This is a genomic window from Streptomyces stoeckheimensis (genome assembly GCF_045822005.1).
GTDB lineage: Bacteria > Actinomycetota > Actinomycetes > Streptomycetales > Streptomycetaceae > Streptomyces > Streptomyces stoeckheimensis.
Genome location: NZ_CP169550.1, coordinates 6,401,925 through 6,426,867 on the forward strand (window position 1 = coordinate 6,401,925; position 24,943 = coordinate 6,426,867).

Annotated in this window: 21 protein-coding genes; 12 read left to right on the forward strand and 9 right to left on the reverse strand. The window is 71.0% G+C overall.

Going from position 1 to position 24,943, the window contains the following annotated elements; all coding sequences use genetic code 11:
- Positions 1-67 precede the first annotated feature (67 nt).
- Together ACE1OC_RS28985 and ACE1OC_RS28990 are read left to right on the forward strand one after the other, a co-directional pair.
- On the forward strand, positions 68-961 hold the full coding sequence (locus ACE1OC_RS28985; RefSeq protein ID WP_407839488.1) for a TIGR01777 family oxidoreductase: 894 nt from the start codon (positions 68-70) through the stop codon (positions 959-961).
- 186 nt (positions 962-1,147) lie between these two features.
- Positions 1,148-2,398 (forward strand): FAD-dependent oxidoreductase, encoded by a 1,251-nt coding sequence (locus ACE1OC_RS28990; protein ID WP_407839489.1) that lies wholly within the window; start codon positions 1,148-1,150, stop codon positions 2,396-2,398.
- A gap of 130 nt (positions 2,399-2,528) precedes the next feature.
- Here the strand turns inward: ACE1OC_RS28990 and ACE1OC_RS28995 are convergent, their stop codons facing one another.
- On the reverse strand, positions 2,529-4,013 hold the full coding sequence (locus ACE1OC_RS28995; RefSeq protein ID WP_407839490.1) for a regulator: 1,485 nt from the start codon (positions 4,011-4,013) through the stop codon (positions 2,529-2,531).
- A gap of 173 nt (positions 4,014-4,186) precedes the next feature.
- Here ACE1OC_RS28995 and ACE1OC_RS29000 point away from each other — a divergent pair, with 173 nt between their 5' ends.
- The 5 genes from ACE1OC_RS29000 (at position 4,187) to ACE1OC_RS29020 (ending at position 7,655) form a co-directional block, all read left to right on the forward strand.
- A complete protein-coding gene (locus tag ACE1OC_RS29000) occupies positions 4,187-4,528 on the forward strand; it encodes a hypothetical protein (RefSeq protein ID WP_407839491.1) in 342 nt (113 codons plus the stop codon).
- Between the two features lie 88 nt (positions 4,529-4,616).
- A complete protein-coding gene (lipB, locus tag ACE1OC_RS29005; RefSeq protein WP_351440767.1) occupies positions 4,617-5,414 on the forward strand; it encodes a lipoyl(octanoyl) transferase LipB in 798 nt (265 codons plus the stop codon).
- Between the two features lie 119 nt (positions 5,415-5,533).
- Positions 5,534-6,481, forward strand: a complete 948-nt coding sequence (lipA, locus tag ACE1OC_RS29010) for a lipoyl synthase (RefSeq protein WP_250743564.1) — start codon at positions 5,534-5,536, stop codon at positions 6,479-6,481.
- 267 nt (positions 6,482-6,748) lie between these two features.
- Positions 6,749-6,946, forward strand: coding sequence for a hypothetical protein (locus ACE1OC_RS29015; protein ID WP_250743563.1), 198 nt, complete (start codon positions 6,749-6,751; stop codon positions 6,944-6,946).
- A 10-nt stretch (positions 6,947-6,956) separates the two neighbouring features.
- A complete protein-coding gene (locus ACE1OC_RS29020) occupies positions 6,957-7,655 on the forward strand; it encodes a DUF4191 domain-containing protein (protein WP_407839492.1) in 699 nt (232 codons plus the stop codon).
- 91 nt (positions 7,656-7,746) lie between these two features.
- On the opposite strand, the gene ACE1OC_RS29025 is transcribed toward ACE1OC_RS29020, so the two are convergent.
- Positions 7,747-8,214 carry an RDD family protein gene (locus ACE1OC_RS29025; protein ID WP_407839493.1) on the reverse strand — a complete coding sequence of 156 codons (468 nt, stop codon included), beginning with the start codon at positions 8,212-8,214 and terminating at the stop codon, positions 7,747-7,749.
- Positions 8,215-8,399: 185 nt separating this feature from the next.
- On the opposite strand from ACE1OC_RS29025, the gene glnA reads away from it, so the two are divergent.
- Complete coding sequence (gene glnA / locus ACE1OC_RS29030; RefSeq protein ID WP_274552255.1) at positions 8,400-9,809, forward strand: type I glutamate--ammonia ligase; 1,410 nt, start codon at positions 8,400-8,402, stop codon at positions 9,807-9,809.
- Between the two features lie 116 nt (positions 9,810-9,925).
- Positions 9,926-10,243, forward strand: coding sequence for a MazG-like family protein (locus ACE1OC_RS29035; protein ID WP_407839494.1), 318 nt, complete (start codon positions 9,926-9,928; stop codon positions 10,241-10,243).
- A gap of 11 nt (positions 10,244-10,254) precedes the next feature.
- Here ACE1OC_RS29035 and ACE1OC_RS29040 read toward each other — a convergent pair whose 3' ends face one another.
- Positions 10,255-10,908, reverse strand: coding sequence for a TetR/AcrR family transcriptional regulator (locus ACE1OC_RS29040; protein WP_407839495.1), 654 nt, complete (start codon positions 10,906-10,908; stop codon positions 10,255-10,257).
- Positions 10,909-10,994: 86 nt separating this feature from the next.
- Here ACE1OC_RS29040 and ACE1OC_RS29045 point away from each other — a divergent pair, with 86 nt between their 5' ends.
- Positions 10,995-11,765 carry an SDR family NAD(P)-dependent oxidoreductase gene (locus ACE1OC_RS29045; RefSeq protein WP_407839496.1) on the forward strand — a complete coding sequence of 257 codons (771 nt, stop codon included), beginning with the start codon at positions 10,995-10,997 and terminating at the stop codon, positions 11,763-11,765.
- Positions 11,766-11,781: 16 nt separating this feature from the next.
- Here ACE1OC_RS29045 and ACE1OC_RS29050 read toward each other — a convergent pair whose 3' ends face one another.
- Positions 11,782-12,300 carry a DUF4240 domain-containing protein gene (locus tag ACE1OC_RS29050; RefSeq protein WP_254383940.1) on the reverse strand — a complete coding sequence of 173 codons (519 nt, stop codon included), beginning with the start codon at positions 12,298-12,300 and terminating at the stop codon, positions 11,782-11,784.
- Positions 12,301-12,426: 126 nt separating this feature from the next.
- On the opposite strand from ACE1OC_RS29050, the gene ACE1OC_RS29055 reads away from it, so the two are divergent.
- Positions 12,427-13,677 carry a serine/threonine-protein kinase gene (locus ACE1OC_RS29055; RefSeq protein WP_407839497.1) on the forward strand — a complete coding sequence of 417 codons (1,251 nt, stop codon included), beginning with the start codon at positions 12,427-12,429 and terminating at the stop codon, positions 13,675-13,677.
- Positions 13,678-13,681: 4 nt separating this feature from the next.
- Here ACE1OC_RS29055 and aceE read toward each other — a convergent pair whose 3' ends face one another.
- From aceE to ACE1OC_RS29080, 5 genes are all read right to left on the reverse strand, one after another.
- Positions 13,682-16,366 (reverse strand): pyruvate dehydrogenase (acetyl-transferring), homodimeric type, encoded by a 2,685-nt coding sequence (aceE, locus tag ACE1OC_RS29060; protein ID WP_250742549.1) that lies wholly within the window; start codon positions 16,364-16,366, stop codon positions 13,682-13,684.
- Between the two features lie 244 nt (positions 16,367-16,610).
- Positions 16,611-17,234, reverse strand: a complete 624-nt coding sequence (locus tag ACE1OC_RS29065; protein WP_250742568.1) for a GntR family transcriptional regulator — start codon at positions 17,232-17,234, stop codon at positions 16,611-16,613.
- 232 nt (positions 17,235-17,466) lie between these two features.
- Positions 17,467-19,212 carry a 2-oxoglutarate dehydrogenase, E2 component, dihydrolipoamide succinyltransferase gene (sucB, locus tag ACE1OC_RS29070; protein WP_407839498.1) on the reverse strand — a complete coding sequence of 582 codons (1,746 nt, stop codon included), beginning with the start codon at positions 19,210-19,212 and terminating at the stop codon, positions 17,467-17,469.
- Between the two features lie 54 nt (positions 19,213-19,266).
- A complete protein-coding gene (lpdA, locus tag ACE1OC_RS29075) occupies positions 19,267-20,655 on the reverse strand; it encodes a dihydrolipoyl dehydrogenase (protein ID WP_407839499.1) in 1,389 nt (462 codons plus the stop codon).
- Between the two features lie 296 nt (positions 20,656-20,951).
- Positions 20,952-22,487, reverse strand: coding sequence for a leucyl aminopeptidase (locus tag ACE1OC_RS29080; protein ID WP_407839500.1), 1,536 nt, complete (start codon positions 22,485-22,487; stop codon positions 20,952-20,954).
- 345 nt (positions 22,488-22,832) lie between these two features.
- Between ACE1OC_RS29080 and ACE1OC_RS29085 the strand changes: the two genes are divergently transcribed.
- Positions 22,833-24,857: a hypothetical protein gene (locus ACE1OC_RS29085; protein WP_407839501.1), complete on the forward strand. Its 2,025-nt coding sequence runs from the start codon at positions 22,833-22,835 to the stop codon at positions 24,855-24,857.
- Positions 24,858-24,943: the final 86 nt, after the last annotated feature.

A 24,943-nucleotide genomic window follows, 5' to 3' on the forward strand; every position in this document is an offset into this window, starting at 1 on the left:
CGCTCCGGACCCCGCTCCTCACACGCCGGAGGGGCTGGATTTCGGTCGGCGCTGCCAAGATGGGCCCATGCGTATCGCAGTCACCGGTGCCACCGGGCTCATCGGCAGCGCCCTCGGGCGGTCACTGAAGGCCGACGGACACGAGGTCGTCCGCTTCGTGCGGCGCGAGCCCGCCGGACCCGGTGAGGCGCGGTGGGACCCCGCGCGGGGGTACGTGGACCCGGCCGGACTCGCCGGCTGCGAAGCCGTCGTGCACCTCGCCGGCGCCGGGGTCGGGGACCACCGCTGGACGGCCGCCTACAAGCGGGAGATCCGCGACAGCAGGGTCAAGGGCACGGCCGCCATCGCCGCGGCGGTCGCCGCCATGGACGAGCCGCCCGCGACGCTCGTCTGCGGCACCGCCATCGGGTACTACGGAGACACGGGCGACCGGATGGTCGACGAGGACGCCCCGGCGGGGGAGGGGTTCCTCTCCGAGGTCTGCATCGCGTGGGAGGCCGCCGCCGCGCCCGCCCGGGAGGCCGGGGTCCGGACCGTCTGCGCCCGTACCGGACTGGTCGTCTCCGCCGAGGGCGGGGCCTGGGGGAAGCTGTTCCCGATCTTCAAGGCCGGGATCGGTGGCCGCCTCGGCAACGGCCGCCAGTACTGGTCGCACATCTCGATGCACGACGAGATCGCCGCCCTGCGCCACATCCTCGACACGCCCGCCCTGACGGGGCCGGTGAACCTGACCGCCCCCGAACCCCTGACCAACCGCGAGGTCACCGCCGCGATGGGCCGGGTCCTGCACCGCCCGGCGGTGTTCGCCGTGCCCGCGCCGGTCATGCGCGTGGTGCTCGGGGAGTTCTCCCAGGACGTGCTGGGCAGTCAGCGGGTGCGCCCCGCCCGGCTGCTGGACTCCGGGTTCGTCTTCCGGTACCCGGGGATCGAGGAGTCGATCAGGGCCGCGCTGGAGGCCTGAAACGCCCCGGAGCTCCGGGGGGAGCGCCCCGGCGCACACATCGAGGCGCATGTGAGCCGAATGCGACCGTCGTGCGACCGGAGTTGACCGCATCACCCGTAATGGTCCGCCCAACTCGGGTTCCGCTGGACCCCGTTGGGGGAAGGAGGTTCCCCACACAGCCGGGCCGACCTCGGGGAGGGGCACGTGCTCAACAGCGCACACGCACACCATGCGGACGTGGTCATCGTAGGAGCCGGGGTCTCCGGACTCGCGGCAGCGCACCACCTGGTCGCGGCCGGGGTCACGGTCATCGTCCTGGAGGGCGCGGCCGACGCCGGCGGCCGGATGGCCACCGAGACCGTGGACGGCTTCCGGCTCGACCGGATCGGCCAGTTCCTCAACACCGCCTACACCGAACCGGCCCGCACCCCGGGCCTGGAAGGCCTGGTCCTCAAGACCTTCGCGCCCGGCGCCCTCGTCCACAGCGACGGCAGGACGCTGCGCGCCGGCGCCCTCACCCCCGCCCGCGCCCTGACCAGCGGCTCCCTCGACCAGGCCCGGATCGGCGCGGCTCTCGCCCGCCTCGCCGCCCTGCCCGAGGAACGCCTCCTGGCCCGCCCCGAGCGCACCGCGCACGCCGCCCTGAGCTCCAGTCGCCTCGGTACGACGCTGCGCCCGCTCCTCGCCGCGCTCCTGCGCGACCCCGCACTCACCACCTCCAGCCGCGTTGCGGACCTGGCCCTGCGCACCTTCGCGCGCGGCCGCCTCGCCGTACCCGAGGGCGGCGCCGCCACCCTGCCCGGACTGCTCGCCGCCGCGCTGCCGCCCGGCACCGTGCGCACCGGGGTCCGGGTCCGCTCCGTCGCCACCAACCTGGTCACCACCGAGGAACACGGCGACTTCAGCTGCCGCTCCGCGGTCTTGGCCACCGGTGCCCGGGCCGCCGCCGAACTGCTCCCGGGCCTGCGCGTGCCCGCCTTCCACCCGGTGACCGTGATCCACCACGCCACCACCACCCCGCTCCCCTGGGACGGCTCGCTGCTCCTGGACGGGGACCCGGACTGGCCCGTCGCCCACACCGCGGTGATGAGCGCGGTCGACCCGACGCGCGCTCCCGCCGGCCGCAGCCTGGTCACCACCACCGTGCTCGGCCCGCCGCCGCCCACCCGGACGGTCGCCTCGCGCCTCGCCCGGCTCTACGAGACCGCGACCCGGGACTGGGAGCTGCTCGCCGTCCACCACACCCGCGAGGCCGTACCCGCCATGCCACCGGGACAGGACACCCGGCGCACCGTCAGGGTCCTGGCCGGGCTGTACGTGTGCGGCGACCACCGGGACACCAACACCGTCGAGGGGGCCCTGCGCTCCGCCCGCCGCGCCGCCGCCGCCGTCCTGCGCGACTTCGGCATCCCCGTCCCGACCGCCCCGGAAGCCACCCTCCCGGTGGCAGCCTGAGCCGGCCGGCGGGGCTGGCAAAACCAGCCCCGCCGGCGTTTGAGGCGCGGGGTCCGGGGCGGAGCCCCGGGAGCGGACCCGCAGGGGCACCACGGCGCAGCCCCTGAGCCCCCGCAGCCGACCCGCAGGGTCAGGACAGCGCGGCCACCCGGTCCCGGTACCCCCGCACCGCCGCCGCGTCCCGGTACGGCTCCAGCCGCCGCTCGAAGTCCCGTACGTACTCCACCGCCCGCACCGACCGCATCTCCATCGCCTGCTGCGCCGCCTCCGCGCCCAGCGCGCACGCCTGGTCCAGCTCGCCCAGCCCCAGTCGCGCCGTGGCCAGCACCACTCGGCAGAACAGCCGCGACCGCGCGTACGAGGGCGCCCGCGACTGCAGGGACCGCTCCGCGTGCTGCGCCGAGGCCCGGTACTGCTGCAGGTCCCGGTGGCAGTGTCCGAACTCGTCCGCGAGCTGCGCCTCGTCGTAGTCGCGCGCCCAGTGCGGTACGTCGTCCCCCGGCCGGGCCGCGCCCAGCGCCCGCTCGGCCCGCACCAGCGAGGCCGTCGACGCCCTGACCTCCCCGAGCACCGCGTGCCCGCGCGCCTCCGCCGAGTGCAGCAGCGCCTGCACCACCGGCGGCGGCCCGGAGCCCACGCCCTGCTGCGCCACCCGGGCCAGCTGCACCGCCTCCCGGCCGTGGCCGAGGTAGACCGCCTGCCGGCTCATCGTGATCAGCACGTACGCCCCGTACGGCCGGTCCCCGGCGGCCTGGGCCAGGCGCAGCGCCTGGACGAAGTACCGCTGGGCGAGCCCGTGCGCGGCGATGTCGTACGAGGTCCATCCCGCGAGCCGGGTGAGGTCGGCGGCGGCGGAGAACAGCCGGCGCCCGGTGGTCTCCCCGTAGGTGCCGCGCAGCATCGGCTCGGCCTCGTGCTCCAGGTACCGCACCAGGGCCTGGCGGGCATGGCCGCCCCCGTAGGCGTGGTCGAGGGTGCGGAACAGCTCGCCCACCGATCTGAGCGCCGCGATGTCACCGCCCGTGACCCGCTGCCCGGGACCGCGGTCGATCTGCCGCTGCCGGGGCACCGAGGTCCGGCCGGACACGGGACGACCCGGATCGAGGCGGCCCTGTTCGGGACGGCCCTGCTCGGGAACGCGCAGGGCGGCCTGCTCCGCGCCCCGGCCGACCCGCTCGTCGGCCCGCCCGATCAGCCAGTCCCGGCTGGGCACCACCAGCCCGGCCGGAGTGAAGGCGATCTTGCGCAGTTCGGCGTGCGAGCCGGAGTCCTTGCGCCACAGGCCGCTCGCGATGTCGACGGCCTCCTCGGGTGTGGCCGCGAACTCCAGCCCCGCGTACACCGGGGCGCACGCGTCCAGGCCCAGGTCCTGGGCCGACAGCCGCCGTCCCAGGCGCCGGGTGAACACCTCCGCGATCAGCGCCGGGGTGGTGCCGCGCGGCTGCTGCCCGCGCAGCCAGCGGGTCACGGAGGTCTTGTCGTACCGCAGATCGAGACCGTGCTCCAGACCGAGCTGGTCGACACGGCGGGCGAGCCCGGCGTTGGAGAACCCGGCCTCGGCGATCAGTGCCGAGAGCTGCCGGTTGGGGACACGCTGGGCAGGTCGTTCCGTCATCGGCTCCACGGTCTCCTGACGTGACGGACCGGAGACCCGGCCCTGTGAACGGCGTGAATGTAGCGGCGAACCCCGCCCGTACCGCCCTCTCTGTCCCACATTCATCCGATCGTGTGCAGAACCGGTGGGTCTCTTTACGGACCGACCCCCTCCACCCGCGTACGCTGCGCCCCATGACCCGCCGGCCCACCGGGGAGCCTCACCCCGGCAGCTGCGAGCGCCCCGACGGCGACGGCAGCCACGCAGAGTCCACGGCTCTGCCGCACGTGCCCGAGCTGGCCGCGCCCGAGCTGACCGAGGCGGAGTGCCGGCGCTGCGGGACCTACATCGCGGGTCTCGACGGGCGCTACGCGTGCGGGGTCTGCGGCTGGGTGAACGACCATTCCGAGGGGCACCGCCGGCTGCCCCGGGCGGACGAGGACCCGGACCGGCCGCCGAAGGGCCGCAGACGGCCGAAACAGCTCCCCGGACCCCCGGATCCCGGGCTTTGGGCCGGGTCCGGGACGGGCGGCTGACGGGGCCCGCGGGGGCCGCCGTACCCTTGCCTGGTGCGATAGGTGCACACAGCAAGTTCGTCGGCAGGTTCAACGAGGAGGCGCCGCGGTGGCTGAGCTTGGGTTTGTCCGCATGGGCTTCGGTCCGGAGGCCGTCGAGTACACGGTGGCCTGGGAAGAGCAGCGCCGGGTGCACGCGGCCCGTTTCGCGGACGAGATCGAGGACACCTGCCTGCTGCTGGAGCACCTGCCGGTCTACACGGCCGGCCGGCGCACCGCCGAGAACGAGCGCCCGCTCGACGGCACGCCCGTCGTGGACGTGGACCGCGGCGGCAAGATCACCTGGCACGGCCCGGGCCAGCTGGTCGGCTACCCGATCATGAAGCTGCCCCGCCCGGTCGACGTGGTCGCCCACGTCCGCCGCCTGGAGGACGCGCTGATCCGCACGGCCGCCGAATTCGGCCTGGAGACCACCCGCGTCGAGGGGCGCAGCGGGGTCTGGGTGCTCGGCGACCCGGTGGAGGAGCGCCCGAAGATCGGCGGTCTCTCGCTGGACTTCGACCCGAGGCTGCACGACGAGGAGTTCGACCCCCGGCTGAACGGCCCCGAGTACGCCCCGTCCAACGCAGGCCAGCGCCGCGAGGACCGCAAGCTCGCCGCCATCGGCATCCGGGTCGCCAAGGGCGTCACGATGCACGGCTTCGCGATCAACGTGAACCCCGACAACACCTGGTTCGACCGGATCGTCCCCTGCGGCATCCGCGACGCCGGTGTGACCTCGCTCTCGTACGAGCTGGGCCGCGAGATCACCATCGCCGAGGTGCTGCCGGTGATCGAACGGCACCTGAAGGACGTACTGGAGCAGGCGGAGCTGCGGCCGCGGGAGATAGAGCCCGCCGCGGGCTGATCCCGGGGGGACGCCGGGGAATGGGTCGGGCCGCCCGCAGGTTGGCCGACGTAAGAGCGTATGAAATTACGGGCGTACCCTGGTGGGCGCCGAAGAATCGAAGTCACAGGGAGCCGGTCGTGTCCGCAGTCGCACCCGACGGACGCAAGATGCTGCGCCTAGAGGTCCGTAACGCCCAGACGCCCATCGAGCGCAAGCCCGAGTGGATCAAGACGCGGGCCAAGATGGGTCCCGAGTACACCAAGATGCAGGCCCTGGTGAAGGGCGAAGGACTGCACACGGTGTGCCAGGAAGCCGGCTGTCCGAACATCTACGAATGCTGGGAGGACCGCGAGGCCACCTTCCTCATCGGTGGCGACCAGTGCACCCGGCGCTGCGACTTCTGCCAGATCGACACGGGCAAGCCCGAGGCGCTGGACCGCGACGAGCCCCGCCGCGTCGGCGAGTCCGTCGTCACGATGGACCTGAACTACGCCACCATCACGGGCGTCGCGCGCGACGACCTGGCGGACGGCGGCGCCTGGCTGTACGCGGAGACCGTGCGCCAGATCCACCAGCAGACGGCGGAGCGCGCGGCCGGCCAGACCAAGGTCGAGCTGCTGGCCCCGGACTTCAACGCGGTCCCGGAGCTGCTGGAGGAGGTCTTCGCCTCCCGCCCCGAGGTCTTCGCCCACAACATCGAGACGGTGCCGCGCATCTTCAAGCGGATCCGCCCCGGTTTCCGCTACGAGCGCTCGCTGGACGTCATCACGCAGGCGCGTGCGTACGGCCTGGTCACCAAGTCCAACCTGATCCTGGGCATGGGCGAGGAGCGCGAGGAGGTCAGCCAGGCGCTGAAGGACCTCCACGAGGCGGGCTGCGAGCTCATCACCATCACCCAGTACCTGCGGCCCTCGCCGCGTCACCACCCCGTCGAGCGCTGGGTGAAGCCGGCCGAGTTCGTGGAGCTGGCGCAGGAGGCCGAGGAGATCGGTTTCTCCGGAGTCATGTCCGGTCCGCTGGTGCGCTCCTCGTACCGCGCCGGCCGCCTCTACCAGCAGGCGATGGAGAAGCGCGCGACCGTCTGAGGAGCGGGCGCGTGAGGCGTGCGAGGCACGCGTGACGCGTGGTGCGGGTGGTATGTGAACTCGCGCACAAAGTCTTACTTACGGGTAACACCGCATCGATGCGGCCCCTAGGCTCTTGCTAGCGAGAGTCCGGTGGGCCGCATCAAGGTTTCATCACTGTTTGACCAGTCGGTCACGCCCTGGTAACACCAGTCGGTGACGATTGTTCGACGCACCGCACACACGCTTGGCCACCCCCGACGTGAGCACCGTGAAAGGGTCGACACCATGCAGGCCGCGCCCGTACGCGCCATCGCCATTCCTTCCTTCACCGACGCCGTCCGCGGCCTGGAGTCGCTGCTCATGAGCGGCGCCCGCCGGAACGCCTGGACGGCCGTCCTCGAAGACCGCCGCAGGGCCAAGGACCGGGTCGAAACCGAGCACGTACTCGAGGCCGCGGCGACCCGGACCGAGAAGGCCACGTAAACTTCGCTGCATGGCGAGGAAGTCAAACGCAGAGACTGCTGCGAACCCCGGGCGACTGAAGCAGATCGCCCTGACGTACAAGATGACGCGCAAGGCCGACCCGAAGGTCGGTCTGATCGTCGCGGGCGTGGGAATCGTCACCTTTGGTGTCTTTCTTGCGATCGGCTTCCTGATCGACCACCCGGTCTACCTGGGCATCCTGGGCTTCCTGGTGGCGTTCCTGGCGATGGCGATCATCTTCGGACGGCGAGCCGAGACGGCCGCCTTCGGACAGATGGAGGGACAGCCGGGCGCGGCCGCGGCCGTACTGGACAACGTGGGCCGGGGCTGGACCACCACCCCCGCCGTCGCGATGAGCAAGCAGCAGGACATCGTCCACCGTGCCGTGGGCAAGGCCGGCGTGGTCCTGATCGCCGAGGGCAACCCGAACCGGGTGAAGCCGATGCTCGCGAACGAGAAGAAGAAGCTGGCCCGGATCATGCCCGACATCCCGGTCCACGACTTCATCGTGGGCAAGGGCGAGGGCGAGGTGCCGCTCAAGAAGGTCCGCACGACCCTGATGAAGCTGCCCCGTGTGCTCTCCGGGCCCCAGATCACCCAGGTCAACGACAGGCTGCGGGCCATGGGCGACTTGCTGAGCAACATGCCGATCCCGAAGGGCCCGATGCCCAAGGGGATGCGCATGCCGCGCGGCGGAAAGATGCGCTGATCCGCTTTTCGTATACGACACGGAGGGGCGCCCCGGGCCGATGGCCCGGGGCGCCCCTCCGTTTTCGTCCTGCTGTTGTCGTTCCTGCGTCTCAGATCCTGACCTGGACGGCGCGGCTGAGGCGGTCGTGCAGGCCGCGGCCGTCGCGGTCCCAGACGAGGGCGGGGATCAGCAGGGCGAGCAGTGCGGTGCGGAGCACCACCCGGCCGAATCCGAGCGGGCCGCCATCCTGCGAGACGACCCGGAGGCCCAGAATCCGCTTCCCGGGGGTAAAGCCCACGGTGCCGACCGTCAGGATCACCAGGGCGACGAAGACCGCCAGCGTCCAGTTCCCCGAGCCGTTCCAGTCACGGCCCGTGATCAGGCCGTACGCGATGAGCTGGCAGGCGATCCAGTCGATCGCCACGGCGCCGAGCCGGCGGCCGAAACGGGCCACCGAGCCGGGCCCCTGCTGCGGCAGGCCGAGCTGTTTGCCGGGGTACCCGAAGTCGGCACCCATCTCCTCGGCGGCCTCGCGGGGGCCGGAGAGCCAGGATCCGATTGCTTGCCTCTTGTCCACGCGAACACGGTACCTGTGCCGCTCGACGCCGTTCCGGCGGGACCCTGGTTAACTTGTGCGAAACAAATGGGTCATGCTTGAGAAACCCCGTCTGCTTATGGTCGGGTCAGCGTGCGGCACCGCACTGACGCACCACTAGCTATAAAACCCGCCCCTGCCCCGGGGCCGGGAGTAGGAGGAGTTGGATGTTCAAGAACGCCGACGAAGTGACGCAGTACATCCAGGAGAACGACGTCAAGTTCGTTGACGTCCGCTTCTGCGACCTGCCTGGTGTGATGCAGCACTTCACCATCCCGGGGCGGGCGTTCGACCCGAACGAGGAGCTGGCCTTCGACGGCTCCTCGATCCGCGGCTTCCAGGCGATCCACGAGTCCGACATGGCGCTGCGTGCCGACATCACCACCGCGCGCCTGGACCCGTTCCGCAAGGACAAGACGCTCAACATCAACTTCTTCATCCACGACCCGATCACGGGCGAGGCCTACAGCCGCGACCCGCGCAACGTCGCGAAGAAGGCCGAGGCGTACCTCGCCTCCACCGGCATCGCCGACACCGCGTACTTCGGCCCCGAGGCCGAGTTCTACGTGTTCGACAGCGTGCGCTTCGCGACCTCCGCGAACGAGAGCTTTTACCACATCGACTCCGAGGCCGGTGCCTGGAACACGGGCTCCGAGGAGAACAACCGTGGTTACAAGGTCCGCTACAAGGGTGGTTACTTCCCCGTAGCCCCGGTCGACCACTTCGCCGACCTGCGCGCCGAGATCTCCCTCGAGCTGGATGCCCAGGGCCTCCAGGTCGAGCGTCAGCACCACGAGGTCGGCACCGGTGGCCAGGCCGAGATCAACTACAAGTTCAACACGCTGCTCGCCGCGGCCGACGACCTGATGCTCTTCAAGTACATCGTGAAGAACGTCGCCTGGCGCAACGGCAAGACCGCGACCTTCATGCCGAAGCCGATCTTCGGTGACAACGGCTCGGGCATGCACGTGCACCAGTCGCTGTGGGCGAACGGCGACCCGCTGTTCTACGACGAGGCCGGCTACGCGGGCCTGTCGGACACCGCGCGCTACTACATCGGCGGCATCCTCAAGCACGCCCCGTCGCTGCTCGCCTTCACCAACCCGACGGTGAACTCGTACCACCGCCTGGTCCCGGGCTTCGAGGCGCCGGTCAACATGGTGTACTCGCAGCGCAACCGCTCCGCCGCGATGCGCATCCCGATCACCGGCTCGAACCCGAAGGCCAAGCGCGTCGAGTTCCGCGCCCCGGACCCGTCCTCGAACCCGTACCTGGCGTTCGCGGCGCTGCTCCTCGCGGGCCTCGACGGTGTGAAGAACAAGATCGAGCCGATGGAGCCGATCGACAAGGACCTCTACGAGCTCTCCCCGGACGAGCACGCGAGCGTCCCGCAGGTCCCGACCAGCCTCGAGGACGTCCTCAAGGCCCTCGAGGAGGACCACGAGTACCTCCTGGCCGGCGGTGTCTTCACCCCCGACCTGATCGAGACCTGGATCGACTACAAGCGCACCCACGAGATCGCCCCGATCGCGCAGCGCCCGCACCCGCACGAGTTCGAGCTCTACTTCGACCTCTAAGCCGTGCCGTGCTGACGCACTGATCACCTGAAGCCCCGCCCCTTCCTTCCGGAGGGGGCGGGGCTTCGGTCTTGTGCCGCGCATGCCTCACCGGCGCGTCGTCCTAGGCTCGGGGGATGGACGAATCCTGGAAGACCATCGGGGCCCTCGCGGCACGGTTCGACGAGCACGACCGGGAGCGCGGGGTGGAGCACGAGGAGAGCCTGACGCTGCAGATCCTGAAGATCGGGGAGGAGTTCGGGGAGGCCGCGCAGGCCGTGATCGGGGCCAAGGGGACCAATCCGCGGAAGGGGAACTCGCACACCTGGGGGGATGTGGAGGCGGAGGTCGCGGACGTCATCGTCACGGCGATGGTCGCGCTGGCCCGGATGCGGCCCGACGCCCCCGCCTTCTTCGCGGAGCACCTGCGGGAGAAGTCCGCCCGGTTCCTCTGACCACCACGGGCTCAGCGCGTCAGCGGCATCGCGCCCGTGAGGTCGCGCAGGCAGCGGATCGCGAGTTCCGCGGGGGAGCCGGGGCCCGCCGGCGAGGCGTCCGTGGTGGACCAGAGTTCCAGGGCGATGCGGATCGCGTCCGTGGCCGCCGCGGCGAGGAGGCGTACGGCGAGGGGTTCGGCGTCCGGGCCGGCGAGCCGGGCCACGACCGGGACCAGGCGCTCCTCGGACTCCTGGTTGACCCGGTACCAGACGGCGCGCAGCGCCTCGTCGTTCGCGGCGGCGCGCAGCAGGCCGCGGGTGACCTCCAAGCCCTCCTCGAGGGCCTGCGGGCCCGTGAGGGAACGGGTGACGGCGCGCTCCAGGGCCTCGGTGAGCGGGGTGCCGGGGTCCTCCTCGGCGAGCAGCGCGCGCCAGGCGTCGCCGCCGCCCGCGAGCAGGGGGGCGACGGCTTCCTGCTTGTTGCGGAAGTAGCGGTAGAAGGTGCGCAGCGCGACGCCCGCGCGGTGGGCGATGTCCTCGGCGGTGGTGCCGTCGGGGCCGTGCTCGGCGAAGAGTTCGCAGGCGGCGCGGGCGATGTCGAGCTGGGTGGCCGCCTTGCGGCGCTCGTTCAGCGACTGGGCTCCGGGGCCGGCCTGGGGAGAGTACGGACGAGGGGATCTCACCGGGGAAGGATACCTCGGGCCCGAGAGGCAAATGCATGTTTTGACAGGGTGGCAAAACGTGTCATCGCGGGAGTACGCTCCTCCCCATGAACCGTTACGAAGGACGTCGCGTCCTCATCACCGGCGGCGGCTCCGGCATCGGCCAGGCCACCGTCCACCGCATCCTGTCCGAGGGCGGCCGCGTCCACACCGTGGACGTCAACGAGGCCGGCCTCAAGGCCACCGCCGACCAGGCCGCCGCCGACGGGCACGCGGACCGCCTGACCACCGCGGTCCTGGACATATCCGACGAGGCCGCGGTCAAGGCGGGCATCGCCGCCGCCGTCGACTCCCTCACCGGGATCGACGTACTGGTCAACGCCGCGGGCATCCTGCGTTCCTCGCACACCCATGCGACCACGCTCGAGTTCTGGAACAAGATCATCGCGGTGAACCTGACCGGTACGTTCCTGGTCATCCGGGAGTCGCTCCCCGCGCTGCTGGCGGGCGACCAGCCGGTCGTCGTCAACTTCAGCTCCACCTCGGCGTCCTTCGCCCACCCCTACATGTCCGCCTACGCGGCCAGCAAGGGCGGCATCCAGTCCATGACCCACGCCCTCGCCGCCGAGTACAGCAAGCAGGGCCTGCGCTTCGTCGCCGTCGCGCCCGGGTCCATCGAGAGCGGCATGACCACCGGCACCGGCCCCGGCCTGCCCGAGGACACCGACTGGAGCCTGTTCGCCAAGCTCGCCCCGGCCCTCGGCCAGGGCTTCGCCGGCCCGCAGACGGTCGCCGGCGTCGTCGCCATGCTGGGCTCCGAGGACGGCGCCTTCATCACCGGCACGGAGATCCGCATCGACGGCGGCACGCACTACTGACCGAGACGAAGGGGCGTCAGCCCCTGAAGCGGTCCCACAGCCGGGGGAAGCGCTCCGCGAGCACGGCTTCGTTCTCGAAGTCCAGCGCGGCGCCCTCCGGCTCGGCCGCCTGCAGCGGGATCCCCAGATCCGGCGCGACCGCCCCGGTCAGCTGCTCGTACGCCTCGTCCGCCGCGTACCCCAGCTCCTCGCCGTCCCCGTCGATCTCCTCGTCGAACTCGTCGAGGAGCTCCGCCAGCTGGTCGGGATCGTGCACCCCGCCCTCGAAGACCTCCCGGCCCTGGCCGATCAGCCAGCACCGGAAGTAGTCGAACGCGTCGTCGCTCGCCCCGTCGAGCAGCACCCACGCCGCGCCCCACAGGTCCCAGGTGTACGCCCGGTTGTACCGCGACTCGAAGTGCCGGGCGAAGTCCAGGACGGAGTCCGGGTCGAGCTGTGCCAGCCGCTCCACGAGCAGCTCGGCGTGTTCCTCGGGGTCGCCCTCGGCGGCCTCGCGGGTACGGTCGACCATCTCCCAGAACTCCGTCTCGTCCATCACCGCTCAAGCATCACGGGTACGCCCCCTCGCCGCCACCGCGCATACGGCCAAAGGCCGGTGGTTGCCCCCCAACCGGCCCCATACTCGGATCCGGACCGCGGGTGTCGAGTCGGGGAGGACCGGATGAGGGGGGAAGTACTGGAAGGCCGGTACCGACTCGAGGACCGCCTCGGCGGCGGGGGCATGGGCGAGGTGTGGAGCGCCTGGGACGAGCGGATGCAGCGCCGGGTCGCCGCCAAACTGGTCTCCGCCACTCCGATGCTGTCCGGCATGGACGCCGAGGAGATCGAGAGTCGCTTCCTCGCCGAGGTCCGCTCGGCCGGCAACCTCCCCCACCGGCACACCGTGACCGTCCACGACTGCGGGGAGGCGGAGATCGGCGGTCGCCGCATCCTCTACATGGTCATGGAACGCCTGGACGGCCGTACCCTCCACGAGGCCTTCCGGGAATCGGGCCGCGTCCCCTGGTACGTGCTCGTCGACTGGGCCGGGCAGGTGGCCGCCGCACTGGCCGCCGCACACGAGCGGGGCGTGATCCACCGGGACATCAAACCGTCCAACGTGATCCTCACCGCCGACGGCGTCATCAAGGTCCTCGACTTCGGCATCGCCAAGTTCCTGGGCGAGACCCTCTACCGCGCGGGACGCACGGTCACCGGTGCCACCCTGGGCACCCCCGAGTACATGTCCCCCGAGCAGGCCCGCGGCGAGCCCGACATCGACCAGCGCAGCGACCTCTACTCCCTGGGCTGCCTCATGTACCACGGCTTGGCGGGGGAGCCCCCGTTCCGGGCCGACAGCCAGCTGGCCGTCCTGCACCGGCAGATCTCCGACGCCCCCGCCGCCCTCGCCCCGCGGGTGCGCGGTCTGCCCGAGGAGCTGGACGTCCTGATCGCCGGGCTCCTGAGCAAGTCCCCCGCGGACCGGCCCGAGAACGCCGCGAAGGTGCTCCGCGCACTCCGGCTCATCCCGGGCATCGCGGGCAAGCAGCACTTCAGCTGGTCCGACGAGGGCCGGCAGGCGGTGGCACTGATGGACGAGGCCCGCGTCGTGGCCGCGGCGGTGCGCCGGGAGGCGGTCGGCAAGGCGGAGGGGCTGCTCAAGGAGGCGGAGGCCAAGTCCGCCGAACTGGAACGCCGGGCGGCGGCACTGCTCGACGAGGCCCGGGCCGAGGCGGCCGAGATCCGCGCGGGGCTCGCCGCGGTGGAGGACCGCCGCCGCAGGGCGGCGGACCACCTCGCGCGCCTCGGGGAGCTGCTCGCCGACGACCGGGCGGTCTCCCTCCGGGAGCACGGCTCGGGGACGCGGCCCGCAACGCCGCGAGGCGGCCCGCCCCCTCAGGGGCGGACCGCCTCACGGTCGGATCGCTCGTGACGCCTTACAGGCCGTAGCGCTCCCGGGCCTCCTTGATGGAGGACGCCGGGACCTCGCCGCGGCGGGCGAGCTGGGCCAGCGCGGCCACCACGATCGACTGGGCGTCGACACCGAAATGGCGGCGGGCGCCCTCGCGGGTGTCGGAGAGGCCGAAGCCGTCCGTGCCCAGCGAGGTGTAGTCCTGCTCGACCCACTGGCTGATCTGGTCCGGGACCTGACGCATCCAGTCGGAGACGGCGAGCACCGGGCTGGTGACGCCCTCCAGGGCACGGGTGACGAACGGGGTGCGCATCTCCCCGCGCAGCAGCGCCTCGTCGCACTCCAGCGCGTCGCGGCGCAGCTCGCCCCAGGAGGTGGCGGACCAGACGTCGGCGGCCACGTTCCAGTCGGCGGCGAGCAGCTTCTGCGCGTCGAGGGCCCAGTGGATGGCCGTACCGGAGGCCATCAGCTGGATCTTCGGGGCGTCGGCGGCCGGGGCCGCCTCCGCCAGGTCCGCCGCCGTGTTGAAGCGGTAGAGACCGCGCAGGATGCCCTCTTCCACGCCCTCGGGCATGGCCGGCTGCGGCTTCGGCTCGTTGTAGACCGTCAGGTAGTAGAAGACGTCTTCCGGCTTCTCGCCGTACATCCGGCGCAGACCGTCCTTGACGATCACCGCGATCTCGTACGCGAAGGCCGGGTCGTAGTTGAGCGACGCCGGGTTCGTGGACGCGATCAGGTGCGAGTGGCCGTCCGCGTGCTGCAGACCCTCACCCGTCAGGGTGGTGCGGCCGGCGGTGGCGCCGACGATGAAGCCCTTGCCGAGCTGGTCGGCGAGCTGCCACATCTGGTCGGCCGTGCGCTGCCAGCCGAACATCGAGTAGAAGATGTAGAACGGGATCATCGGCTCGCCGTGCGTCGCGTACGACGTACAGGCGGCGATGAAGTCGGCCATGGCGCCGGCCTCGGTGATCCCCTCGTTGAGGATCTGGCCGTCCTTGGCTTCCTTGTAGTACATCAGCTGGTCGCGGTCGACCGGCTCGTACGTCTGGCCCAGCGGCGAGTAGATGCCGGCCGACGGGAAGAGGGACTCCATACCGAAGGTACGGGCCTCGTCCGGGACGATCGGAACCCAGCGCTTGCCGGTCTCCTTGTCCCGCATCAGGTCCTTGACGAGCCGGACGAAGGCCATGGTGGTGGCCATCTCCTGCTTGCCGGAGCCCTTGAGCAGCGGGGCGAAGGAACGGTCCGCCGGAGCCGGCAGGGCCACGTGCTTGACCTTGCGGGCCGGGGCCGGGCCGCCGAGCGCCGCGCGGCGCTCGTTCAGGTACTGGACCTCGGGGCTGTTCGCGCCCGGGTGGCCGTACGGGACCTGGCCGTCGGCGAAGGCGCTGTCCGGGATCGGGAGCCCAAGGAGGTCACGCATGTCCTTGAACTCGTCGATCGTCAGCTTCTTCATCTGGTGGTTCGCGTTCTTCGACTCGAACCCGGCGCCCAGCGTGTAGCCCTTGACGGTCTGCGCGAGGATGACCGTCGGAGCACCCTTGTGCTCCAGGGCGGCCTTGTACGCGGCGTAGACCTTGCGGGGCTCGTGGCCGCCGCGGGAGGTGTGGAAGCACTCGGCGATCTTCGCGTCGGAGAGCACACCGGCCAGCTGCACGAGCTCGGCGTTGGCGCCGAAGAAGTGCTGGCGGATGTAGGCCACGTCGCGGGTCGCGTACGTCTGGAACTGCGCGTCGGGTACCTCGCGCAGGCGGCGTACCAGGGCGCCCGTGGTGTCGAGCTGGAACAGCTCGTCCCAGGCGGAGCCCCACAGCGACTTGATGACGTTCCAGCCGGCGCCGCGGAACTGGGCTTCCAGCTCCTGCACCACGCGGAAGTTGGCGCGGACCGGACCGTCGAGGCGCTGCAGGTTGCAGTTGATGACGAAGGTCAGGTTGTCGAGCTGCTCGCGGGAGGCCAGGGCCAGGGCGGCGGTCGACTCGGGCTCGTCCATCTCGCCGTCGCCCAGGAAGGCCCAGACGTGCGAGTTGGCGGTGTCCTTGATGCTCCGGTTCTGCAGGTAGCGGTTGAAGCGCGCCTGGTAGATCGCGGAGAGCGGGCCGAGGCCCATGGAGACCGTCGGGAACTCCCACAGCCACGGCAGGCGCCGCGGGTGGGGGTAGGACGGGAGGCCGTTGCCGCCGGCCTCCTGGCGGAAGTTGTCGAGCTGCTGCTCGGAGACCCGGCCGTCGAGGAAGGCGCGGGCGTAGATGCCGGGGGAGGCGTGGCCCTGGATGTAGAGCTGGTCACCCGATCCGTCGGCCTCCTTCCCGCGGAAGAAGTGCTGGAAGCCGGTCTCGTACAGCCACGCGGCGGAGGCGAAGGTGGCGATGTGGCCGCCGACGCCGTACTTGGAGCCGCGGGTCACCATGGCGGCCGCGTTCCAGCGGTTCCAGGCGGTGATCTTGGCTTCCATCGCCTCGTCGCCGGGGAACTCGGGCTCCGCGGCGGTGGGGATGGTGTTGACGTAGTCCGTCTCAAGGAGCTTCGGCAGCGCGAGACCGGCGGCCTCGGCGTGCTGAAGGGTGCGACGGAGCAGGTATTCGGCGCGGCGCGTACCGGCGGCCTTGGCGACTGCGTCGAGCGAGGCCGCCCATTCGGCGGTCTCCTCGGTGTCGCGGTCCGGGAGCTGGTCGAGCTCGCTCGGAAGCTTTCCTACGGGGTCGGACATCGGTGTGCGCCGCCTTCCGGACAAAGGAGAGGTGGTGAAGAAATCCCTGACGGGCAGGACAGGGTCGTTGGACCCGGGTGGGGTCCGCGGATGACTGTAAGGCGCTGATCGATGATCGATCAAATGAAAGTGACGAAGAAACGTCAATCTGACAAAAGTCGGCACCGGGTGCCATGAAAATGGGCACCCAGTGCCGGTCAAAACGGGACGAGACGGGCGCTCGAGCGCGTCTCGAAGGGCGAGATCAAGCCCGCGGCGCGCACCCCAGAACGTGCCGCTTCACGAGCAGGCCGATCTCCGGATCCTGATTGCGGAAGGCGTCCACAAGGGCTTCGTGCTCTTCGGCGTAGGACTTCTGGACGGTTCCCAGCCACCGGATGGACAGGGCCGTGAAGACCTCGATGCCCAGGGACTCCCAGGTGTGCAGCAGCACGCTGTTCCCGGCGGCCCGCACCATCTCCCGGTGGAAGCCCACGGTGTGCCGCACCTGGGCCGTGCCGTCCGCGCTGCGGTCGGCCTCCCACAGGGCCGCCACGTGCGGTTCCAGGGCCGAGCAGTCGGCCGCCAGCCGGGGCGCGGCCAGCTCGGCCGCGATCTGCTCCAGGCCCGCCCGGACCGGATAGATCTCCTCCAGGTCCGCCGCCGACAGGTTCCGTACGCGCACGCCCTTGTTCGGCGCCGACTCGATCAGCCGCAGCGTCTCCAGCTCGCGCAGGGCCTCGCGCACGGGCGTCTGGCTGACCTCGAGCTCCACGGCGATCCGGCGCTCCACGATCCGCTCACCGGGCTTCCAGCGCCCGCTGACGATCCCCTCCACGATGTGCTCGCGGATCTGCTCGCGCAGCGAGTGCACGACGGGTGGGGTGATCATCGGGGCTTCATCTCCTGAGGGGTGTGCAGGGGCATGCGGGGCCTTGATGCGTAGACAATACGGCGGAGCCGCTCGTCGCGATGCGTTCCTGGTCAGGGGCGCAGCGTGAGGCTGGTTACAGCGGCCGGCCGGAGGGGCTCAGGGTACGACGACGGCGCCCCCGCCCGGGACGTACATCCCGGGCGGGGGCGCCGTGCGCGACAGACGTGGAGCGCTGCCGCAGAGAGCCTTACAGGCCGAGCTCGACCTCGAACTCGCCGGCCTCGAGGATCGCCTTGACGGCCGAGAGGTACCGGGCCGCGTCCGCGCCGTCCACCAGGCGGTGGTCGTAGGACAGGGTCAGGTACGTCATGTCGCGGATGCCGATGTTCGTGCCCTCGGCGGTCTCGATGACCACCGGGCGCTTGACCGTCGCGCCGATGCCCAGGATGGCGACCTGGTTCGGGGGCACGATGACCGTGTCGAACAGCGCACCGCGCGAGCCGGTGTTGCTGATGGTGAAGGTCGCGCCCGACAGCTCGTCCGGCGTGATCTTGTTGCCGCGGACCTTGGAGGCCAGGTCGGCGGTCGCCTTGGAGATGCCCGCCAGGTTGAGGTCACCGGCACCCTTGATGACCGGGGTCATCAGGCCCTTCTCGGAGTCCACGGCGATGCCGATGTTCTCCGAGTCGAAGTAGGTGATGGTGCCCTCGTCCTCGTTGATCCGGGCGTTGACGACCGCGTGGGCCTTCAGCGCCTGGGCCGCGGCCTTGACGAAGAACGGCATCGGGGACAGCTTGACGCCCTCGCGGGCGAGGAAGCCGGCCTTGGCCTTCTCGCGCAGCTTCATGATCTTGGTGATGTCCACCTCGACCACGGAGCTGAGCTGCGCCTGCGAGTGCAGGGCCTTCATCATGTTGTCGCCGATGACCTTGCGCATGCGGGTCATCTTGACGGTCTGACCGCGGAGCTCCGAGACGGCAGCGACCGCGGCCTTGGCGGCCGGAGCGGCAGCGGCCGGGGCGGCAGCGGCGGCCTTGGCGGCCTCGGCGGCGGCCAGGACGTCCTGCTTGCGGATGCGGCCACCGACACCGGTGCCCGAGACCGCGGACAGGTCGACGCCGGACTCCGTGGCGAGCTTGCGCACCAGCGGGGTCACGTAGGCGCCCTCGTCACCGGCGGAAACCGGGGCGGCGGGAGCGACCGGAGCCGGGGCGGCGACCGGAGCCGGAGCGGCCACGGGAGCCGGAGCGGCAACCGGGGCGGCGACGGGCGCCGGAGCGGCCGCGACCGGAGCCGGGGCGGCCACGGGGGCCGGAGCGGCAACCGGGGCAGCCGCGACCGGAGCCGGGGCGGCGGCGGCCGGAGCGGCCGCGGGAGCCGCGCCCGCCGCGCCGATGACGGCCAGACGCGCGCCGACCTCGGCGTTCTCGTCCTCGGCGACCAGGATCTCCAGCAGGACGCCGGCGACCGGGGCGGGGATCTCGGTGTCGACCTTGTCGGTCGAGACCTCCAGCAGCGGCTCGTCGGCCTCGACCGACTCGCCGACCTGCTTCAGCCAGCGGGTGACGGTGCCCTCGGTGACGGACTCGCCCAGGGCGGGGAGCACGACATCGGTACCGGCGGCGGCCGGAGCGGCGGCGGCCGGAGCGGCCGGGGCCTCGGCGACCGGGGCGGGGGCCGCGGGGGCCTCCACGACCGGAGCCGGAGCGGCCGGGGCCTCGGCGGCCGGAGCGGCGACCGGGGCCGGCGCGCCCGAACCGTCGTCGATGACGGCCAGCTCGGCGCCGACCTCGACGGTCTCGTCCTCGGCGACCTTGATGGAGGCCAGGATGCCCGACACGGGGGACGGGATCTCGGTGTCGACCTTGTCGGTCGAGACCTCGAGCAGCGGCTCGTCGGCCTCGACGCGCTCGCCCTCGGCCTTCAGCCAACGGGTGACAGTGCCCTCAGTGACGCTCTCACCGAGCGCCGGAAGGGTTACGGAAACCGACATGGTTTCAGTTGCTCCTAACGAATGTGCGGAAGTGGTCGTCGCGCCCAGTGACGATTAGTCGTGTGCGTGCAGCGGCTTGCCGGCGAGTGCCAGGTGAGCCTCGCCCATCGCCTCGTTCTGCGTCGGGTGCGCGTGGATGAGCTGCGCGACCTCGGCCGGCAGGGCTTCCCAGTTGTAGATCAGCTGGGCCTCGCCGACCTGCTCGCCCATCCGGTCACCGACCATGTGGACGCCGACCACGGCACCGTCCTTGACCTGGACGAGCTTGATCTCGCCCGCGGTCTTCAGGATCTTGCTCTTGCCGTTGCCCGCCAGGTTGTACTTGAGGGCCACGACCTTGTCCGCGCCGTAGATCTCCTTGGCCTTGGCCTCGGTGATGCCGACGGAGGCGACCTCGGGGTGGCAGTACGTGACGCGCGGGACGCCGTCGTAGTCGATCGGGACGGCCTTGAGGCCGGCCAGACGCTCCGCGACCAGGATGCCCTCGGCGAAGCCGACGTGCGCGAGCTGCAGGGTCGGGGCGAGGTCACCGACGGCCGAGATGGTCGGCACGTTGGTCTGCATGTACTCGTCGACCACGACGTAGCCGCGGTCCATCGCGACGCCCTGCTCCTCGTAGCCCAGGCCCTGGGAGACGGGGCCGCGGCCGATCGCGACCAGCAGCACCTCCGCCTCGAAGGTCTTGCCGTCGGCCAGGGTGACCCGCACACCGTTCTCGGTGTACTCGGCCTTGTCGAAGAAGGTGCCGAGGTTGAACTTGATGCCCCGCTTGCGGAACGCGCGCTCCAGCAGCTTGGAGCTGTTCTCGTCCTCGACCGGCACGAGGTGCTTGAGGCCCTCGACGATGGTGACGTCGGTGCCGAAGGACTTCCACGCCGAGGCGAACTCGACGCCGATGACGCCGCCGCCCAGGACGATGGCGGACTCGGGCACGCGGTCCAGGACCAGCGCGTGGTCCGAGGAGATGATGCGGTTGCCGTCGATGGTCAGGCCCGGCAGCGAGCGCGGTACGGAGCCGGTCGCCAGGAGCACGTGGCGGCCCTGGATGCGCTGGCCGTTCACGTCGACGGACGTCGGCGAGGAGAGGCGGCCCTCACCCTCGATGTAGGTCAGCTTGCGGGAGGCGACCAGACCCTGCAGACCCTTGTACAGGCCCGCGATGATGTCGTCCTTGTACTTGTGCACACCCGCGATGTCGATGCCCTCGAAGGTGGCCTTGACACCGAACTGGGCGGCCTCGCGAGCCTGGTCCGCGATCTCGCCCGCGTGCAGCAGAGCCTTCGTGGGGATGCAGCCGTTGTGCAGGCAGGTGCCGCCGAGCTTGTTCTTCTCGATCAGGGCAACGTCCAGACCCAGCTGGGATGCGCGCAGTGCCGCGGCGTAGCCGCCACTGCCGCCACCGAGGATCACTAGGTCGAAAACGGTGCTGGCGTCGTTCGCCACGTCACGTCCTCCATGCATGTGCGCCGAGCACCGGTCCTCTGTGACCGGGCGGCGGCTGGTATACGGCCGCTTTTTCTTCGGCCCTGTGGTGGGGGCCCTGTCCTGCCGAGAACCCATCTTCGCATTTGTCGGCGGAACGCGGGACGCCGGGCCTGCCCTCAGTCAGGTCGTTCTGCCCGAACCGGGGGTTACCGCAGCGTAGAAACCTACGGATTTCGTTGGCAGCGAACGGGCCCCGGCCGCGATCAGAAAATCTGATCATGGCCGGGGCCCGTGTGGAGCCGGGACTCCGGGTGTCAGCCCAGGTCGCCCGTGGCGGTGCGCTCGGCCAGCCGGACCAGGGTCCGGACGGCGGAGCCGGTGCCGCCCTTGGGGGTGTAGCCGAACGGGGCGCCCTCGTGGAAGGCGGGGCCCGCGATGTCGAGGTGGGCCCAGGTGATGCCCTCGCCGACGAACTCCTGCAGGAAGAGGCCGGCCACCAGGCCGCCGCCCATCCGGACACCCATGTTGGCGATGTCGGCGGTGGGGGAGTCCATGGACTTGCGCAGGTCCTCGGGGAGCGGCATCGGCCAGGAGGCCTCGCCGACCTCCTCGGCGATCTCGTGGATGGAGGTGCGGAAGGCGTCGTCGTTGGCCATGATGCCGAAGGTGCGGTCGCCCAGGGCCATCACCATGGCGCCGGTCAGGGTCGCCACGTCGACGATCGCGTCCGGGTTCTCCTCGGAGGCCTTGGTCAGCGCGTCGCCCAGGACCAGACGGCCCTCGGCGTCCGTGTTGAGCACCTCGACCGTCTTGCCGCTGTACATGCGCAGCACGTCGCCGGGCTTGGTGGCCGAGCCGGAGGGCATGTTCTCGGCGAGCGCGAGCCAGCCGGTGACGTTGACCTGGAGGCCGAGCTTGGCGGCCGCGACGACGGAGGCGAAGACGGCGGCGGCGCCGGCCATGTCGCACTTCATCGTCTCGTTGTGGCCGGCCGGCTTCAGGGAGATGCCGCCCGAGTCGTAGGTGATGCCCTTGCCGACGAAGGCGAGGGTCTTCTCCGCCTTGGCGTGGGTGTAGGAGAGCTTCACCAGGCGCGGCGGGTTCTCGGAGCCCTTGCCGACGCCCATGATGCCGCCGTAGCCACCCTTGATCAGGGCCTTCTCGTCCAGGACCTGGACCTTGATGCCGTTCTCCTTCGCGGTCGCACCGGCGACTGCTGCGAAGGCCTCGGGGGTGAGGTCGTTCGGCGGGGTGTTGACGAGGTCACGGGCGATGTTGATCTCGGTCGCGACGATCGTGGCGCGCTCGGCCGCGGCCTTGTGCTCCTTGTCGCGCGGCTTGGCGCCGAGCAGGGCGATCTCGGCGAGCGGCTGCTTCGGGCCGCCGTTCTTGGAGCCGGCGGCCTTCTTCTCGCCGCCCTGGTAGGCGGTGAAGGCGTACGCGCCCAGCAGCGCGCCCTCGGCCACGGCCGTCACGGCGGAGGCGTCGTCCAGGGGGAGCGCGAAGGCGGCCTTCTTGGTGCCGTGCAGGGCACGGGCGGCGGCGCCGGCGGCGCGGCGCAGCGCCTCCTCGTCGTAGGACTCGTCCACGTCGGGAAGGGAGCCCAGCCCGACCGCCAGCACGACCGGGACCTTGAGGCCGTCCGGGGCCGGCAGCTTGGTGGTCTCGCCTTCGGCGCCCGAGGCACCGAGCGCGTCGAGCACGGCGGCGAGCTTGCCGTCGTACGCCTTGTCCACGGCCTCGGCGCCCGCGGCGACGACGGGGCCCTTGGGGCCCTTCGCCACGCCGACGACGAGGACGTCGGCGCGCAGCGTCGCCGGTCCGGCAGTGCTGAGAGTCAGAGCAGTCACGGTGGTGAATTCTCGCTTCCGTTTTGGTGGTGTGGGCCGAGTGGGTGGACGGCCGTCCGTAGCGATCGTATTCGGGCCCGATGGCCGCCGGAAACGAGCCTACGCGTACGTACTGGTCCGCACGTCACTCGAAGGTTTGGCAAGTTGTTCGATCTAGAGGTCGCCGGGTTCACCCATCTGTGGACTCTGTTCCACGTTTGCCTCTTAGACCTGACGAGGTCCGAAACACTCGGACCACTCTCGCAAGGGGACGCGGGGTCCCTTTGCATCATTTCCACAGAAGCCTCCCCGGTCTGGCCCCATGCCACAGGCCGAAGTCGAGGATCTGCGGGGGGAAAGGCCGAAATGGTCCACAAGAACCGGATGAACAGGCTCGCCGCCGTCTGCCTCGCGGCCGCCATAGCATCCGTCGCGGTACCGGGAGCAGCCGCGCAGGCCGCGGTGACTCCGAGGATCGACCTGCGGGTGCTCGTCGTCGACGACGGCGGGAGCTCGGTCGAGGCGATCACGGCGGAGCTCCGCGACACGGGGGTTCCGTACACCCGCATCGACCTGGGCAGCGGGAGCCGCCCGGTCGTCAACGCGGCGTTCCTCGCCGACACGGTCGACGGCCGGCCGCGCGCCAAGTTCCAGAGCGTGGTGCTGCCGAACGAGGATCCGTTCGGAGCGGGTTCGGCCGAGATGGCCGCCCTCGCCGCGTACGAGACGACGTACGGGATCCGCCAGGTCGACGCGTACACCTGGGCGCACCCGGGCGTCGGCCTGGAGTACACCGACAACGGCGGCTACAGCGGGACCCTCGACGGCACCCGGGCCGCCGTCACCGCCGCCGGCAAGGCGGGCCCCTTCGCCTACCTCGGGGGGCAGGTGGACTTCGAGGACAACTCGCCGCTGATCCCCGAGAGCTACGGGTTCATGGCCAAGCCGCGGACCGGCTACACCAGCTACCTCGACGCCCCGGTCGGCTCCGGACGGGCCTCGCTCGTCGGCGAGTACACCCACGACGGACGCAGCGAACTGGTCGTCACCTTCGGCTACAACCAGTACCAGCAGCAGTTCCGGCTGCTGGCCCGGGGCATCGTCGAGTGGATGACCCAGGGCGTCCACCTCGGCCAGGAGCGCAACTACTTCGCGGTCCACGTCGACGACGTCTTCGCGCCGGACGCCCGCTGGAACAAAGACCTGAACTGCACCCCCGGCGACTACGCCTGTGCCGGCGGCGAGGGCCAGGAGTCCACGATCCGGATGACGGCCGCCGACGCCGTGTACGCGGCGCAGTGGCAGACGTCCAAGAACTTCAAGCTCGACATGCTCTTCAACGGCGGCGCCGGTGAGGAGTGGAAGGCGGAGAACGGCGGAGTCGACGCCCTGACCGCCCAGCTGGTCGCCGACCGGGCGAAGTACCGGTGGATGAACCACACCTACACCCACCCGTTCCTCGGCTGCGTCCAGGACACCACCACCATCCCGTGGACCTGCACGAAGAACAGCGCCGGCGCGATCAACTACATGAGCCGCGCCGAGATCTCGGCCCAGATCCGGGACAACAACAACTGGGCCGCCGCCAAGGGCATCACCACCGACCGCACCGAACTGGTCACCGGTGAGCACTCCGGCCTCAAGACCCTCCCGCAGCAGCCCCAGGACAACCCCAACCTGGCCGGTGCGCTCGCCGACAACGGCGTGAAGTGGGCGGGCAGCGACAACTCCCGCGAGCCCGTGCAGCGGCCCGTGGGCTCCTCACTGACCGTCCCCCGGTACCCGATGAACGTGTACTACAACACGGGCACCAACGCCGAGATGGCCGACGAGTACAACTGGATCTACACCAGCCGGGCCCACGGCGGCAGCGGCATCTGCGAGGACAACCCCGGCACCTCCACCTGCCTGCCGGCCCCGCTCGACGCGGCCACGGGCTACCTGGACTACATCGTCCCGGCCGAGGCCAGGACCGCCATGCGGCACGTCCTCAACAACGACCCGCGCCCGCACTACGTCCACCAGTCCAACCTCGCCGAGGACCGCACCCTCTACCCGGTGCTCAACCAGGTCCTCGACACCTACCGCACCCTCTACGCGCCCTCCGCGCCGATCGTGAACCAGAGCATGAAGGACACCGGCATCGAGCTCCAGCGCCGCGCGGCCTGGAACGCCGCGGTCGCCGCCAACCAGGTCACCGCCTACCGCATCGGCAAGGTCGTCACCGTCAAGGCGCCCTCCGGAGTCGTGGCCCCGGTCACGGCGCCCACCGGCACCAAGAAGCAGCTCCTGCTGGGCACCGCGGACTTCGGCACCGCCTACGCCGGCTCCCGCTCAGCCTGGACGGCTCCCGAGCTGCTCCAGAGCGCCGTCACGCTGAACACGCCCTGACGCTCCGCCTGCCCTGACCAGCCGGGCACGCACGTACAAGACAGCCACGCGTACCACCTAGCGCCGGCGCTCCGCGAACCACGGGC

Bases quoted from the DNA above. Each gene is read 5' to 3' on its own strand.
- ACE1OC_RS29015 (WP_250743563.1), top strand. From the start codon at position 6,749: ATGCAGGCCGCGCCCGTACGCGCCATCGCCATTCCTTCCTTCACCGAC.
- ACE1OC_RS29045 (WP_407839496.1), top strand. From the start codon at position 10,995: ATGAACCGTTACGAAGGACGTCGCGTCCTCATCACCGGCGGCGGCTCC.
- aceE (WP_250742549.1), bottom strand. From the start codon at position 16,366: ATGTCCGACCCCGTAGGAAAGCTTCCGAGCGAGCTCGACCAGCTCCCG.
- ACE1OC_RS28985 (WP_407839488.1), top strand. From the start codon at position 68: ATGCGTATCGCAGTCACCGGTGCCACCGGGCTCATCGGCAGCGCCCTC.
- ACE1OC_RS28995 (WP_407839490.1), bottom strand. From the start codon at position 4,013: ATGACGGAACGACCTGCCCAGCGTGTCCCCAACCGGCAGCTCTCGGCA.
- glnA (WP_274552255.1), top strand. From the start codon at position 8,400: ATGTTCAAGAACGCCGACGAAGTGACGCAGTACATCCAGGAGAACGAC.
- ACE1OC_RS29035 (WP_407839494.1), top strand. From the start codon at position 9,926: ATGGACGAATCCTGGAAGACCATCGGGGCCCTCGCGGCACGGTTCGAC.
- sucB (WP_407839498.1), bottom strand. From the start codon at position 19,212: ATGTCGGTTTCCGTAACCCTTCCGGCGCTCGGTGAGAGCGTCACTGAG.
- ACE1OC_RS29050 (WP_254383940.1), bottom strand. From the start codon at position 12,300: ATGGACGAGACGGAGTTCTGGGAGATGGTCGACCGTACCCGCGAGGCC.
- ACE1OC_RS29020 (WP_407839492.1), top strand. From the start codon at position 6,957: ATGGCGAGGAAGTCAAACGCAGAGACTGCTGCGAACCCCGGGCGACTG.
- ACE1OC_RS29000 (WP_407839491.1), top strand. From the start codon at position 4,187: ATGACCCGCCGGCCCACCGGGGAGCCTCACCCCGGCAGCTGCGAGCGC.
- ACE1OC_RS29055 (WP_407839497.1), top strand. From the start codon at position 12,427: ATGAGGGGGGAAGTACTGGAAGGCCGGTACCGACTCGAGGACCGCCTC.
- ACE1OC_RS29085 (WP_407839501.1), top strand. From the start codon at position 22,833: ATGGTCCACAAGAACCGGATGAACAGGCTCGCCGCCGTCTGCCTCGCG.